This window comes from Pseudomonas sp. JV241A, assembly GCF_900275665.1.
GTDB classification, from domain to species: Bacteria; Pseudomonadota; Gammaproteobacteria; order Pseudomonadales; family Pseudomonadaceae; genus Aquipseudomonas; species Aquipseudomonas wadenswilerensis.
On sequence record NZ_OPYO01000032.1, the window covers coordinates 77,641 to 91,711 of the forward strand.

Sequence of the window (14,071 nt, forward strand, 5' to 3'; positions counted from 1 at the left end):
GCGCAAGAGCAAATGTCAGAGCAGATAGATGTCACTGGCAACAAGGCTCAAGCGGCTCCCGTCATCGACATTGAGAAACTTGTCGCCATTGAAGGACTCGTAGTTTCCTGCCAGATGTCCTCTTTGGTCACGCAAATAGAACTGCAGCCGATTGCTGCCGTCCCAGTCACCGATGATCTCGAGTTTCCAGAACGGCGAGGCATCGTTTTCATATAGCCCGATGTAGCCATTACGGCTGACGCCAAGCTTGCGACCGTAGTAGTTTTCCACTTGCGAATCGCAACTGATGCTGTAGTGAATTCGATCACTTCGCGTTTCCAGGTAATCGAAGCGAAATCTCGCACCGCTGACGTTGCCCCTGTTGCTGGCGGTTATCACCTGCAACCAGCCGCTAGTGCCAAGGTCGACAATTAAGCTTCGGCTGGTGCGCGAGACGCCGATCTGCCCCTGATGTCCGGGGGTCGTGCTGTTCAGAAACGCATGGAATGAGTGCTTTCGAGGGTCTTTCATAATGGCCTCCTGGCCTGGGTGGACGGTCGATGGAAACGACCTGAAGCACCCTATCCCGGCCCGGTGCCAAGACCCACCACGCAGGTTTTCCCCAAGGGGAAAACCGCAGTCATCAAGCATGCACTCCGTCCAGTTGTGCCAGGCGCTGTGCATACGGCTGCGCCATTGCCCGCAGGCGCGGCTGCATTGCCTGCTCAAGACTCGGCACACTGGCCCGCAAGAAGTTGGCATTGCCCGCCAGCAACGCCTGTTCCAGCCAGTACAGCGCACCGTCGATATCGCCGGCTTCAGCCAGCACGCCCGCGTAGCTGAACTGCCCGCGAAAATCCCCGGCTTGCGCAGAGCGCTGATACCACTGGTTCGCCAGTACGTGATCGACACGACAGACGAGCCCCTGCTCCAGGTATCGCCCCAACAGGTTCATCGACTTGGCATGCCCCGCGTCGCTAGCCTGCAGATACAGCGCGAATGCGCCTTCATGGTCCTGCACTACGCCACGCCCGGTAGCCAGCAAGTTGGCCAGGTTGTACATCCCCCAGTCCAACCCGGCCTGCGCAGCCTGACGATAATGTTGCGCGGCCCTGACGACATCAGCATCGCCACCCCAGCCATGCTCCAGGCAACGCCCGAGCATGTTGTGCGCCATGGCGCTGCCACGGTTGGCGGCGATGGCAAACCAGCGCCGGGCCAGGGCCGGGTCTTTCTCGATGCCACGCCCGTCGAGAAGGATCTGCCCGAGCAGCAACTGCGCCTCGACGATGTCCTGCCCTGCGGCGGCCAGCAATGCCTGGGCAGCTTTGCCCGGGCTGTGTTCGAGCATCTGGGCGAACTGTTCGCTGTCCAGTTCCTGGCGGTTGCGCAAAGCGAAGGTCATGGCTCAGACCTCGATCCAGCGGCGCAACAGGTTGTGGTAGGTGCCGGTCAGCTGGATCAGTGCCGGGTGATCGGGTACATCGGCGCCCAGTTGCTGGATGGCGTTATCCATCTCGAACAGCAACGCGCGCTGACTGTCTTCGCGCACCAGGCTCTGGGTCCAGAAGAATGCGGCATAGCGCGCGCCACGGGTCACCGGGTTGACCTTGTGCAGGCTGGTTCCCGGGTACAGCACCAGATCCCCCGCCGCCAGTTTCACCTGTTGCACGCCGTAGGTGTCCTGGATCACCAGTTCACCGCCGTCGTAGTCCTCGGGGTTGCTCAGGAACAGCGTCGACGACAGGTCGGTACGCACTCGCTCCTGGCTGCCGCGGGGCTGGCGCAGGGCGTTGTCGATATGGAAGCCGAAATTGCCACCCTCTCGGTAACAGTTGATCAGCGGTGGAAAGACTTTGTGCGGCAAGGCCGCCGACATGAACTGCGGGTGCTGCCACAGACGTTCGATCAAGGCCGTGCCAATCTCCTTGGCCAGCGGATGGCCTTCCGGCAACTGCAGGTTGTGCTTGGCCTTGGCCGACTGGTAACCCGCGGTGATCTTGCCGTCGGCCCATTCGGTTTGCTCCAGCGCCTCACGAATGCGCTGGACCTCCTCGGTGGAAAACAGGCCGGTAATAGGTAGCAGCATGGCTCGGGCACCTGAAGGTGAAAGGATGCCAATGGTATTGATTCCCATTGACTCTCTACAAGCCCTTTCGGCGGGTGGGACGTTTCAGCAGGAAAAAACCGCCAGTTACAAAATGTAAAGATTGTAAATTCAGCACAAATAGCAATTCTTCTCAATTGTTACTCATATTTGTTTACATTATATTTCGCGGCCTAAAATCTGGGGAAGGGGACCACCATGCCGCGTCACTACGTGCCAACCGCTGTCAGTTCACCACGTTTGCTTGCCTCCGCCATCGGTGTAGCGATTACCGCTACATCTGCTTCGCAGATGGCTCACGCGGCAGATCCCGCCCCGGCCAGCGAGAACGTTGTTTCTCTGGACGCGACCAGTATTGAGGGTGTCCAGGATGAAACCAGCTACAAGACCGACACCGCGACTTCAAAAAAGTACACGGCCCCACTGCGTGAAACCCCCAAGAGCGTGACGGTCATCCCCCAACAGGTTATCCGCGACACTGGCGCCACCAGCTTGGTAGATGCCTTGCGTACCACCCCTGGCATTACCTTCGGCGCCGGTGAAGGCGGTAACCCGGCAGGTGACCGTCCGATCATTCGCGGCTTCAATGCCGAAAGTGACGTTTTCGTCGATGGCATGCGCGACGTTGCTTCGCAGAGCCGGGAGATTTTTAACGTCGAATCGGTAGAAGTAAGCAAAGGTCCAGGCTCAGCCTTTACCGGAGCGGGCTCCACAGGTGGTAGCCTCAACCTGGTGAGCAAAACCGCCCGGTTGGGTGACGCTTACAATGGTGGTTTCACTTGGGGTTCTGACCAGACCAAGCGCACAACCCTGGACCTGAACAAGCAACTGACCGACACATCGGCGTTCCGCCTGAACCTGATGAAACATGAAGCCAACGTCGCCGGCCGCGACGATGTTGATGTCAGCCGTTGGGGCGTGGCGCCTTCCTTTGCCTTTGGCCTGGGCACCGATACCCGCGTAACGGTTGGCTACTACCACCTGAACACCGATGACATGCCTGACTACGGCATTCCGCTGACTCGCAGCGCGGACCGTAGCAAATACAATGTCGACAAACCCGCACATGTTGACCGTGACAACTTCTACGGCTTGAACGGACGCGACTACCGCAAGACCACCAACGACAGTGGCACCATCAGAATCGAACACGACCTGAACGATAACCTGACCCTGTCCAACAGTTTCCGTATGTCGCGCTCCACGCTGGATTACATCGTTACCAACCCTGACGACAGCAAGGGCAACGTCGCCAATGGCCAGGTCTATCGTTCGACCAAAAACCGCAACTCGACCACCAAAGGCTGGGTCAACCAGACCGACCTGAGTGCCAGGTTCAACACCGGTTTCATCGAACACAGCCTGGTGACCGGCCTTGAGTTTACCTACGCCGATACCCACAACCGTGGCTATGTCGTGACTTCGGATGCCGGCACCGGCACTACCTGCAACCCTGCCCTGCTGGCCTCCGGTGACTGCACCAGCCTCTACGACCCGTCACCGGACGACAACTGGTCGGGTTCGATCACCGACAGCCCGGCATTTACCGACACCGATACCAAAACCAGTGCGGCTTACGTGTTCGATACGCTGACGCTCAACGATCAGTGGTCGGTTAACCTGGGCCTGCGTTATGACGACTACCAGACCAAATCCAGCGGCTACAGTACCGGCGGACGCGCCAGCCCGGCGGGCAGCTTCTCGCGCGAGAACAATGCCCACCTGTGGAACTATCAGTTGGGTGTTGTCTACAAGCCGGCAGCAAACGGCAGTATCTATGCGGCCTGGTCGACATCCAGCAACCCGACGGGTGAAACCAGCGGCAACGGCGGACTGGAACTTGCGCTCAACAACGCCGACCTCGAGCCGGAGCGCAATAGAAATTACGAGTTGGGTACCAAATGGGACTTCTTCGACGAAAACTTGTCGTTGACCGCAGCATTGTTCCGTACTGACAAAACCAACGCGCGGGTCACCGACCCGGACAACGCGACTTACCAGGTGCTCGATGGCGAGCAGCGCGTCCAGGGTCTGGAACTGACGTACTCCGGTAACTTGACCCGCAAGTGGAAGGTCTACGGCGGCTACACCTACATGGAGAGCGAGATCGTCAAGACCACCACCGCGGCCAACAAAGGCAACCATATGCCAAGCACGCCGCGGAACAACTTCACCTTCTGGTCGACCTACGATGTTGTGCCACAACTGACCGTTGGTGCTGGCGCGACCTTTGTCGATTCACGCTTCGGCGATGAAGCCAACTCGGTCGAGGTGCCTTCGTACTGGCGGTACGACGCAATGGCGACCTACCGTCTGACGAAGAATGTGGATCTGCAGCTCAACCTGCAAAACCTGACGGACAAACGCTACTTCGATCAGGTGTTCCAAACTCATTACGCACACGTCGCTCCCGGACGTACCGCTCTGATGAGCGCGAACTTCCACTTCTGATTCGTGCGAGCAGCAAGCCCCGTTCATTTAGGTGACCGGGGCTTTTGTGTATCAAGGCATAATGTGCGTCGCATTCGCATTTGCGGCACGACAAGGTGATTGATGTGGTGAAGAAATCCCTGTTTCAACTGCACTGGTTCTTCGGTATCACCGCAGGTCTGGTGCTGGCCCTGATGGGTATTACCGGCGCCATCTGGTCATTCCAGGATGAACTGCTGGAGCTGTTCAATCCCCAGGTGCTCACCGTCGAGGTGCGCCAGGAAGGCGTGCTGCCGATGCCTGAGCTGGTGCGCAGGATCGAGGCCGAACAAGGCGACAAGGTTGCCATGCTCTGGGTCCAGCCCCGCAGTGACAGGGCCGCGCGGGTTTTCTTCACCCCTCCTCCCGGCGAGCGTCGCGGTTTGTTGCGCTATGCCGACCCGTACACCGGTAAGCTGCAGGGCGAGGTAGCCGGTCAGGGCTTTTTCGACCTGATGCTGCAGTTGCACCGCTTCCTGGCCATGGGTGATAGCGGCCGGCAGATCACCGGTGCCTGTACCCTGATGCTGATTTTCTTCTGTCTCTCCGGCCTGTACCTGCGTTGGCCACGCAAAGCGCTGAACTGGCGGACCTGGCTGACCCTGGACTGGGCGAAAAAGGGCCGCGCCTTCAACTGGGACCTGCACGCTGTGGCCGGCACCTGGTGCCTGTTGTTCTACCTGCTGTTTGCCCTCACCGGCCTGTTCTGGAGCTACGAGTGGTACCGTGAAGGCTTGAACAAACTGCTCGCCGATGGCCCTGCCGCCGGCCAGCAACACAAGCGTGGCGAGGGCCGCGGCGGCCGCCCGGGTGGTGCGCCAGGTAAAGACGTCAAGCCGCTGGTGGTCGACTACGAGGCCATCTGGAGCAACCTGCAAGCAGCTGCCGGCCCTAGCATGAGCAGCTACAACCTGCGCCTGCCGCCAGTTGGCGGGCAACCGGCAATGATCTTCTATTTGCTTGAAGGCGCCGAACACGAACGCGCGCTCAACACCCTGAGCATCGACCCGGCCAACGGCCAGGTAAAGAACAACGAGCGCTATGCCGACAAGTCGTTCAAGGCGCAACTGCTGGCCAGCGTCTATGCCCTGCACGTGGGCAGCTACTTCGGCCTGACCGGGCGAATTGTGGTGACCATCGCCAGCCTGACCATGCCGTTGTTCTTCGTCACCGGCTGGCTGCTGTACCTCGATCGGCGGCGCAAGAAACGTCAGGTGCGTGCAGCACGGGGCAATCTGGTGCCATCGAACGGGCAAGACGGCGGCTGGCTGGTGGGTTTTGCCAGCCAGAGCGGCTTTGCCGAGCAACTCGCCTGGCAGAGTGCCGGGCAACTGCAGGCCGCAGGTTTGCCGGTACAGGTACGGCCGCTGGCCGAGCTTACCGAGCAGGACCTTAACCAGGCCCGCCAGGCGCTGTTCGTGGTCAGTACCTTTGGTGACGGTGAAGCCCCCGACAGCGCGCGTGGCTTCGAACGCAAGGTACTTGGCCAACCTTGGGCCCTGGGCAACTTGAACTATGCCCTGCTGGCCTTGGGTGACCGCCAGTACCCGCACTTCTGCGGCTTTTCCCGGCGCTTGCAGGCCTGGCTAGGCGAGCGCGGGGCGACGACGGCGTTCGCCCCGGTTGAAGTCGACAGCGCCGATCCAAAGGCCCTGCAACACTGGCAACAACAGCTGGCACAGCTGACCGGCAGTACGCCGCCCGCCGCCTGGCAGGCACCCGAGTTCGCTAACTGGACGTTGGTCAGTCGCCAACTGATGAACCCGGGTAGCCAGGGCTCGGCAGTCTATCTGCTTGGCCTCACGCCTGAGCGACCCGCGCAATGGGAGGCCGGTGACCTAGTGGAGATCCTGCCGCGCAACAGCGCCCGGAGCCTTGAGCAGTTCCTCAAGGGCCTGGGGCTTGAAGGCGAAACAGCCGTGCAGGTCGAAGGCCTGCAAGAGAGCCTGCTGCAAGCCCTGGCCAGCCGCCAGTTGCCGAAAAGCCGCGAGCACCTGGTCGGCCTGCACGCCCAGGCCCTGGTCGATGCGCTGATCCCGCTGGCCGCTCGGGAATATTCGATTGCCTCGATCGCCAGCGATGGCGTGCTGGAGCTGATCGTGCGTCAGGAGCGCCATGCCGATGGCAGCCTCGGCCTTGGCTCGGGGTGGCTGACCGAGCATCTGCCTGTGGAAAACAGCGTCAGCCTGCGTTTGCGTCGTAACAGTGGTTTCCACCTGCCGGCGCCGGCAACGCCGATGCTCCTGATCGGCAACGGTACCGGGCTTGCCGGGTTGCGCAGCCTGCTCAAGGGCCGCATCGTGGCCGGCGAACAGCGTAACTGGCTGCTGTTTGGCGAGCGTAACCAGGCTTACGACTTCCTGTGCGGGGATGAACTGCAGGGCTGGCAGCGCAGCGGTGATCTGGCGCGGCTGGACCTGGCCTTCTCTCGCGATCAGAGCCACAAGGTCTATGTGCAGGACCGTTTGCGCGAACAGGCAACCGAGCTGCGGCGCTGGCTGGATCAGGGCGCATCGATCTACATCTGCGGCAGTTTGCAGGGCATGGCCAGTGGCGTCGATGAGGTGCTGAACGAGGTACTGGGGGCTGCCGAGGTTGAACGGCTGATCGAGCTGGGGCGCTATCGGCGGGATGTGTACTAGCCTTCAGGACCTCATCGCGGGTCAAGCCCGCTCCCACCGCGGGGAGCGGGCTTGCGATGGCGGTCAATGCAGATCGAACGTGTCGGCATCCAGATTAGCCGGAAACCGCGTGCGATAGGCCGCCAGGTCTGCCGCACTCAGTACGACGGTAAACACCCCATCCGCCTCGCCTGCGCTCAGCAGGCTCTCCCCCTGGAAGTCCAGCACCTGGCTGTCACCGGTATAGGCAAAGCCCTTGCCGTCTGTACCCACGCGGTTCACCGCCGCCACATAACACAGGTTCTCGATACCCCGCGCCGGCAACAGGCGGTTCCAGTGCTGGCGACGGGCTGCTGGCCAGTTGGCGGTGTACAGCAGCAAATCGGTGTCCTGGGCATCGCGACTCCATACCGGGAAACGCAGGTCGTAGCAGATCAACGGCCTTACCCGCCAGCCCTTGAGCTCGAACTGCACCTGGCGCTCGCCCGGTGTGTAGTGCTTGTGCTCACCGGCCATGCGAAACAGGTGGCGCTTGTCGTAGAACAGGATCTCGCCATCGGGCCGTGCCCACAGCAGGCGGTTGCGGTGGCTGCCGTCGGCGGCCTGGATGATCACGCTGCCGGTGACCACGGCATCGAGCTTCTTGGCCTGGCTCTTGAGCCACTTGTAGGTCGGTCCGTTCTCGGGCTCAGCCAGGCTTTCGGAGTCCATGGAAAAGCCGGTGGTGAACATCTCCGGGAGGATGATCAGGTCAGCGCCGCGGGCCTGCTCCAGCAGGGTTTCGAAATGCTCATAGTTGGCCAGGCGGTCCTGCCAGACCAGGCTGGTCTGCACCAACGCGATGTTCAGGTTGGGCAGGCTACTCAGATCGCGCATAGTTTTTCCGCTGCCTGACGCAGCGTCTCCTCGCGTTTGGCAAAGCACAGGCGCACCAGGCGCTGCTCGGGGATGGGTTGCTGGTAGAACACCGACACCGGAATGGTCGCCACGCCGTGTTCACAGGTCAGCCACAGCGACATGTCAACGTCGTTCAAGTCCGGGCGAATCTGCGAATAATCCACCAACTGGAAATAAGTCCCCGGCGTGGGTTTGAACTGAAAGCGCGAAGACGTCAGCAGTTCGCAAAACAGGTCGCGCTTGGCCTGGTAGAAGGCCGGCAGCTCTTCGACATGCTCGGGGTGCGCCGCCATGAAATCAGCCAGCGCCCATTGCAGCGGCGTCACGCCGCAGAAGTTGACGTACTGGTGGACCTTGCGCAGCTCGGCACTGAGGGCCGGTGGCGCCACCACATAACCGGTTTTCCAGCCAGTGACGTGGTAGGTCTTGCCAAACGAGCTGACCACGAAGGCGCGCGGGTACAGCGCTTCATGGGCCAGCACGCTGGCGTGCTGCACGCCGTCGAACACCAGGTGCTCGTAGACTTCGTCGCTGATCAGATAGATATCACGCTCGGCGATCAGCAGCGCCAGCTTGTCCAGGTCATCGCGGCTGATCAACGCGCCGCTGGGGTTGTGCGGCGAGTTGAGGATGATCATCCGTGTGCGTGGGCTGAGGGCGTCGGTGAGCTTCTGCCAGTCGATGGCAAACTCGCCGTCAGTGAGCTGGACATGCACGCAGCGCCCGCCCGCCAGTTCCACCGAAGGCTCGTAGCTGTCGTAACTGGGGTCGAAGACGATGACCTCATCGCCCGTGCGGATTACCGCATGGATAGCACAGAAGATCGCTTCGGTGGCACCGGGGGTGATGGTGACTTCATGCTCGGCATCGACGCTGACGCCATAGCTGCGGGCGATCTTGTTCGCCACCTGTTGGCGCAAGGCAGGCAAGCCGGTCATCGGGCTGTACTGGTTATGTCCGGCACTGACATGCCGGCCGACCGCATCGAGCAGTGCTTGCGGGCCGTTGAAATCGGGGAAACCCTGGGACAGGTTCAAGGCGCCGGTTTGCGCGGCGAGCTGGGACATGGTGGTAAAGATGGTCGTGCCGACGTTCGGCAACTTGCTACTGATCATGGAGCCCTCTTTCCTGCATCACTATCCGGCTCGAGGCGGCGCGGTCTGAGACCGAGCATAGCGGATTGATCGGTCAGGAAAAAGGTTGTAACAGTCGCAGGCCAATCGCGGGTCAAGCCCGCTCCCACAGAGTAGGAGCGGGCTTGACCCGTGATGCTTGTTAGCGTTTGTCTTTACGCTTCTTCTCGGCTTTCTTGTGGTGCGACATCAAGCGACGCTTCTTGTTGACCTGGCGGTCGGTCAAGGTGTTCTTGTTGCCTTCGTACGGGTTGTCACTGCCCTTGTACTCGATGCGGATCGGCGTACCGACCAGCTTGAGCACGCGGCGGTAGGTGTTTTCCAGGTAACGCGAATAGGACTTGGGTACCTTCTCGACCTGGTTGCCGTGGATCACGATGATCGGCGGGTTGGCGCCACCGAGGTGGGCATAGCGCAGCTTGATCCGGCGGCTGTTGACCATCGGCGGCTGGTGCTCGCTGACCGCGTCTTCGAGGATCTGGGTCAGGCGGCTGGTCGGCCAGCGGGTGACCGCCGACTTGAACGAGTTCTGCACCGACTGGTACAGGTTGCCCACGCCGGTGCCGTGCAGCGCCGAAATGAAGTGGATGTCGGCGAAGTCGACGAAGAACAGCCGGCGTTCCAGCTCGGTCTTCACGTAGTCGCGCTCGCCCGGCTGCATGCCGTCCCACTTGTTCAGGGCGATGACGATGGCGCGACCGGCTTCCAGGGCAAAGCCCAGCAGGTTCAGGTCATGGTCAACCACGCCTTCGCGGGCGTCCATGACGAAGATCACCACGTTGGCGTCCTTGATCGCCTGCAGGGTCTTGACCACGGAGAACTTCTCGACCTCTTCGTGGATCTTGCCGCGCTTGCGCACCCCGGCGGTGTCGATCAGGGTGTACTTCTCTTCGTTACGCTCGAAGGGAATGTAGATACTGTCGCGGGTGGTGCCGGGCTGGTCATAGACGATGACCCGCTCTTCACCGAGCATGCGGTTGACCAGGGTCGACTTGCCGACGTTCGGCCGGCCGATGATGGCGATCTTGATCCCGTCTTTTTCGCTCGGGCCAGGAATACGCACCGCTTCCTCGCCTTCGGCGACGTCGGTGTCGATTTCTTCCTCGTCCTTGTCCCGCGGGAAGTCGCTGAGTACAGCTTCCAGCAGGTTGTTGACGCCACGGCCCTGGGCGCCGGCAACACCAATGGCGTTACCCATGCCCAGTGGCGAGAATTCGGCGATGGCGGCCAGCGGATCGATGTTGTCGATCTTGTTGGCAACCAGGAACGAGCGCTTGTTGCGCTTGCGCAAGTGCTCGGAAATCATCTGGTCGGCGGCGGTCAGGCCGGCACGGGCATCCACCAGGAACAAGACCACATCGGCTTCTTCGATGGCCAGCAGCGACTGCTCGGCCATTTTCTCGTCCATGCCTTGCTCGTCACCGGAAATACCACCGGTGTCGACCAGGATGTACGAACGGCCTTGCCAGCGCGCTTCACCGTACTGGCGGTCTCGGGTCAGCCCGGACAGGTCGCCGACGATAGCGTCGCGGGTCCTGGTCAGGCGGTTGAACATGGTGGATTTACCGACGTTCGGTCGGCCCACCAGGGCGATTACGGGAACCATTCGGCTCTCCACTGCGTAAATTCAGAAAATACAAAGGCCGCTGCACTGCAGCGGCCGGAGTTCGAGCGGCACCCAAAGTGCCGCAGCCCGAGGCCGGCATGGCCTCAAGCATAGCCTCAGCGGATGGTCAGCGCCTCGAGCTTGCCGCTGTTGCCGTACACATAGATGGTGTCACCCACCACCAGCGGACGGGCGCGCAGGCCATCGCTGTCGATACGCTCACGACCGACGAAACGACCATCGACCTGGCTGAGCAGGTGCAGGTAACCTTCCAGGTCACCCACCGCTACGTAGCTGGAGAACACTTCCGGCGCCGACAACTGGCGGCGTGCCAGCGAGTCGTTGCTCCACAGGGCGCTGGACGAACGCTCGTCGATGCCTTCCACGGTGCCCGAAGCCAGGCTCACGTAGACGTTACCGAAGCCCTGGGCCACACCGGTGTAGCTGGAAGCATCACGCTGCCACAGTACCCGGCCGCTCTCCAGGTCCAGGCCGGCGGCGCGACCCTGGTAGCTGGAAACGTACAGGGTACCGCCGGACAGCAGCAGGCCACCGTCGATATCCACGACCCGGTCAAGCTCCGAGCGACCTTGCGGGATGGCCACGCGCTGCTCCCAGACCGGCACGCCGTTCTGGGTGTCGAGGGCAACCACCTTACCGGTCGACAGGCCGGCAACGGCCAGACGGTTGGTCACGATCGGTGCGCCGGTACCACGCAGGGTGAGTACCGCCGGGGTGCTTTCGTAGATCCAGCGACGGTCGCCGGTGCTGGCGTCCAGGCCAATAACGCGGTCGTCCTGGGTTTGCACCACCACCACGTCACCGTTGGTGGCCGGCGGCGCCAGCACTTCACTGGTAACGCGCGAGCGCCAGCGTTCTTCACCGGTGCTGGCATCCAGGGCAATCACTTCGCCCTTGAGGGTGCCGAGCATGACCATGCCGTAACCGACGCCAACGGCGCCGGAAACCGGCAGTTCGAGGTCCTTCTTCCAGGCTACGTCGCCGTTGTTGCGATCCAGCGCCATCACCACGCCGGTTACATCGGCGGCGTAGATGCGGTCATTTTCGATCGCCGGAACCAGCATGTTGAAGGATTCGCCCTGACCATCACCGATCGAGCGGCTCCACTGCTTCTTCAAGACCACTTCTTCGGTGAACTTGGTGAGTTCGGCCGGTGGCAATTCCTTTTTGCTGTTGCTGCTGCAACCCACGGCCAGAAGGGCCAGGGTCAGCACTGCTGCATGTTTCCAACCGATCACGTCACGCATCCCCTTTGGCCAGGTCGTCGAGCTTGAGTTGCAGGCCACCGATCGCGGCGTCGTCAGACAGCGCAGCCTTGGCTTTTTCGTAAGCGGCATGGGCATCGCCAGCGCGGCCCAGTTGCACCAGCAGGTCGCCCTTGAGCTCTTCACGGCTGGCCAGGAACGCCTTGTCGGCATCGCCTTCAAGCAGCTTCAGCGCTTCGTCGACCTTCTTCTGCGCGGCCAGGACACGGGCCAGGCGCTGACGGGCGATTTCACCCAGGGTCGCGTCGGCCGGCTTGTCCATCACCAGCTTGAGCTCGGCAGCGGCGTCATCGAGCTTACCGCTCTCGACCGCAACCTTGGCCACGAACAGGCTGGCGTACTGGGCATAGGCCGAGCCGCCGAATTCGTTCTTGAGCTTGCCGGACAGCTCGGCGACCTTGGCCGCGTCAGGCTCGCCGCTTGGCGTCAGGGTAGTCTCCAGCAGGGCCTGGTAGAGGTTCGAGGCGCCTTGCGACTGGTTGGTCTGGTATTTCTGCCAGGCTTGCCAGCCGAACACCACGACCAGCGCCAGCAGGCCACCGGTTACCAGCGGCTTGCCATTGCGGTCCCACCAGTCCTTCATCGCGACCAGTTGTTCATCATCGGTACTCGACACCCCAATACTCCTTTTCACCAAATCGGCTGTTGACTCGCCTCACGCCTGCGCGAGAGAGGCTTCCAGGTGCTCTGCCAGAGCATCCCAGGCAATGTTTTGTTGTTCGCCCTGACCGCGCAGGGGTTTGAAACCTACCACTTGTTGCGCCAGTTCGTCGTCCCCCAGGATCAAGGCGAACAGCGCGTTGCTCTTGTCGGCCTTCTTGAACTGGCTCTTGAAGCTGCCAGCACCGGCGTTGACCTGCAGGCGCAGGTTCGGCAGACGGTCACGCAGGCGCTCGCTCAGGGTCAGACCAGCCAGTTCGGCCTGCTCGCCGAAGGCGCACAGGTAGACGTCAACCTGACGGTTGATCGACTCCGGCACCTGCTCGAGGGTTTCCAGCAGCAGGATCAGACGCTCGATACCCATGGCGAAACCAACGCCCGGGGTCGGCTTGCCGCCCATCTGCTCGACCAGGCCGTCGTAGCGGCCACCGGCACACACGGTGCCCTGGGAGCCGAGCTTGTCGGTGACCCATTCGAAAACGGTCTTGCTGTAGTAGTCCAGGCCACGCACCAGCTTGGTGTTGATCACGAACGGAATGCCGGCGGCATCCAGGCGTGCTTTCAGGCCGTCGAAGTGCACGCGGGACTCATCGTCCAGGTAGTCTTCGAGCTTCGGCGCGCCGACCAGCACTGCCTGGGTGTTGCTGTCCTTGCTGTCGAGGATGCGCAGCGGGTTGCTTTTCAGGCGGCGCTGGCTGTCTTCGTCCAGTTGCTCCAGGCGCGCCGAGAGGAACTCGACCAGCGCGTCACGGTAGCGGGCACGGGCTTCGCTGGTGCCCAGGCTGTTGAGCTCGAGCTTGACCGCGTCACGGATGCCCAGCTGGCCCCAGAGGCGCCAGGTCAGCATGATCAGCTCGGCGTCGATGTCCGGACCGTCGAGGTTGAAGACTTCGACACCAATCTGGTTGAACTGGCGATAACGGCCTTTTTGTGGGCGCTCGTGGCGGAACATCTGGCCGATGTACCAGAGCTTCTGCACCTGGCCACTACCGGTGATGCCGTGTTCGAGCACAGCGCGCACGCAGGCGGCGGTGCCTTCCGGGCGCAGGGTCAGGGAGTCGCCGTTACGATCATCGAAGGTGTACATCTCTTTTTCGACGATGTCGGTGACTTCACCGATCGAGCGCTTGAACAGCTCGGTGAACTCGACGATCGGCGTACGGATCTGGCGATAGCCATAGGTATCCAGCAGGCCGGCGACGGTGTTCTCGAAATAACGCCACAGCGGCGTCTGCTCGGGCAGGATGTCGTTCATGCCACGAATGGCTTGCAGCGATTTGCTCACGGAAAATCCCTTAACAATTCTGTGTCAG

At 61.6% G+C, this 14,071-nt stretch carries 11 protein-coding genes; 2 read left to right on the forward strand and 9 right to left on the reverse strand.

The genetic code is table 11. The annotated features are described in order from the left end of the window. Positions 1-15: 15 nt before the first annotated feature. From JV241A_RS20370 to JV241A_RS20380, 3 genes are all read right to left on the reverse strand, one after another. Positions 16-510 (reverse strand): hypothetical protein, encoded by a 495-nt coding sequence (locus tag JV241A_RS20370; protein ID WP_134064199.1) that lies wholly within the window; start codon positions 508-510, stop codon positions 16-18. 112 nt (positions 511-622) lie between these two features. Continuing rightward, positions 623-1,384, reverse strand: coding sequence for a tetratricopeptide repeat protein (locus tag JV241A_RS20375; protein ID WP_115088628.1), 762 nt, complete (start codon positions 1,382-1,384; stop codon positions 623-625). A 3-nt stretch (positions 1,385-1,387) separates the two neighbouring features. Continuing rightward, positions 1,388-2,068, reverse strand: a complete 681-nt coding sequence (locus tag JV241A_RS20380; protein ID WP_115088629.1) for a Fe2+-dependent dioxygenase — start codon at positions 2,066-2,068, stop codon at positions 1,388-1,390. Positions 2,069-2,284: 216 nt separating this feature from the next. On the opposite strand from JV241A_RS20380, the gene JV241A_RS20385 reads away from it, so the two are divergent. Both JV241A_RS20385 and JV241A_RS20390 read left to right on the forward strand, forming a co-directional pair. Further along, the gene (locus JV241A_RS20385) at positions 2,285-4,537 is read left to right on the forward strand and encodes a TonB-dependent siderophore receptor (RefSeq protein ID WP_115088630.1); all 2,253 of its coding nucleotides are present in this window, start codon (positions 2,285-2,287) and stop codon (positions 4,535-4,537) included. A gap of 104 nt (positions 4,538-4,641) precedes the next feature. After that, positions 4,642-7,197: a sulfite reductase flavoprotein subunit alpha gene (locus tag JV241A_RS20390; RefSeq protein WP_134064201.1), complete on the forward strand. Its 2,556-nt coding sequence runs from the start codon at positions 4,642-4,644 to the stop codon at positions 7,195-7,197. A gap of 63 nt (positions 7,198-7,260) precedes the next feature. Here the strand turns inward: JV241A_RS20390 and JV241A_RS20395 are convergent, their stop codons facing one another. The 6 genes from JV241A_RS20395 to hisS all read right to left on the reverse strand — a co-directional run bounded on the left by JV241A_RS20395 (position 7,261) and on the right by hisS (position 14,043). Next, positions 7,261-8,052, reverse strand: coding sequence for an amidohydrolase (locus JV241A_RS20395; RefSeq protein WP_115088631.1), 792 nt, complete (start codon positions 8,050-8,052; stop codon positions 7,261-7,263). Then, on the reverse strand, positions 8,040-9,188 hold the full coding sequence (locus JV241A_RS20400) for a pyridoxal phosphate-dependent aminotransferase (RefSeq protein WP_134064203.1): 1,149 nt from the start codon (positions 9,186-9,188) through the stop codon (positions 8,040-8,042). The genes JV241A_RS20395 and JV241A_RS20400 overlap by 13 nt, the downstream gene beginning before the upstream one ends. Before the next feature lie 160 nt (positions 9,189-9,348). Beyond that, positions 9,349-10,812: a ribosome biogenesis GTPase Der gene (der, locus tag JV241A_RS20405; RefSeq protein ID WP_115088633.1), complete on the reverse strand. Its 1,464-nt coding sequence runs from the start codon at positions 10,810-10,812 to the stop codon at positions 9,349-9,351. Between the two features lie 116 nt (positions 10,813-10,928). Next, on the reverse strand, positions 10,929-12,080 hold the full coding sequence (bamB, locus tag JV241A_RS20410) for an outer membrane protein assembly factor BamB (protein WP_115088634.1): 1,152 nt from the start codon (positions 12,078-12,080) through the stop codon (positions 10,929-10,931). Further along, positions 12,073-12,681: a tetratricopeptide repeat protein gene (locus JV241A_RS20415; protein WP_176470444.1), complete on the reverse strand. Its 609-nt coding sequence runs from the start codon at positions 12,679-12,681 to the stop codon at positions 12,073-12,075. Before JV241A_RS20415 ends, bamB begins: the two co-directional genes overlap by 8 nt. Before the next feature lie 72 nt (positions 12,682-12,753). Beyond that, positions 12,754-14,043 carry a histidine--tRNA ligase gene (gene hisS / locus JV241A_RS20420; RefSeq protein ID WP_115088635.1) on the reverse strand — a complete coding sequence of 430 codons (1,290 nt, stop codon included), beginning with the start codon at positions 14,041-14,043 and terminating at the stop codon, positions 12,754-12,756. Positions 14,044-14,071: the final 28 nt, after the last annotated feature.